At 65.8% G+C, this 638-nt stretch carries 1 pseudogene; it reads right to left on the bottom strand.

Annotated features, from left to right (window positions below):
- A pseudogene (locus RB628_RS41125) lies at positions 1–638 on the bottom strand (ricin-type beta-trefoil lectin domain protein); the annotation flags it as partial.

The following is a 638-nucleotide window of genomic DNA, read 5'->3' as shown; positions in this document are numbered from 1 at the left end:
CCATCTGGCCGGGGTCGGTCAGGTGGTAGCGGTGGGCGTACTCGTTGAGGTTGATCGGCAGCGGCGTGGTGATCCCCGCCGCGGTCTCCAGCGCGCGGTAGGAGTCGACCGTGCTGCGCACGGTTGCCGGGCTGCCCAGGGTGTGCCAGGTCATGACGTCGGGCAGGCAGTCGTTGGCCTTGCAGTAGGTGAGGAAACTGTTGACGGCGGAGGTGGTGTAGCTGGAGACGTTGGGGCCTGCCAGCCGCGCCTCGGGCCAGATGCCCTTGATGAAGTCGTGGGTCTGCAGCCACTCGGCGTTGAACCCGGCCTGCGACCCTCCGTTGGTGCGCATGCCCGGGTACCACATGCCGTCGGGCTCGTTGTAGGGGACGAAGACGATCCGGTCCTTGTAGGGGCTGGCCATCGCCTGCTCGACCTGGGTCTTCATGGCTGCCTGGTAGGCGGCGTAGCTTTCCCGTTCGTAGCTGAACGTGCGGTACACGTCCGTCATGTAGATGAAGACGTCCTTGCCGCCGCTGTCCAGGAAGGGCTTGGCGACCTCCAGTGCGTCCGCGCCGGGGTGCTGCTGTCCGTCCTGGGCCTTGGTGTTGGTGGTCTGGACTCCCATCCCCTCGATGAGGTTGTTCGTCGGTACT

The organism is Streptomyces sp. ADMS (assembly GCF_033441795.1).
GTDB lineage: Bacteria > Actinomycetota > Actinomycetes > Streptomycetales > Streptomycetaceae > Streptomyces.
Note: the sequence above shows the minus strand (reverse complement) of the source record. Positions and strands in the feature narration are given on the sequence as shown.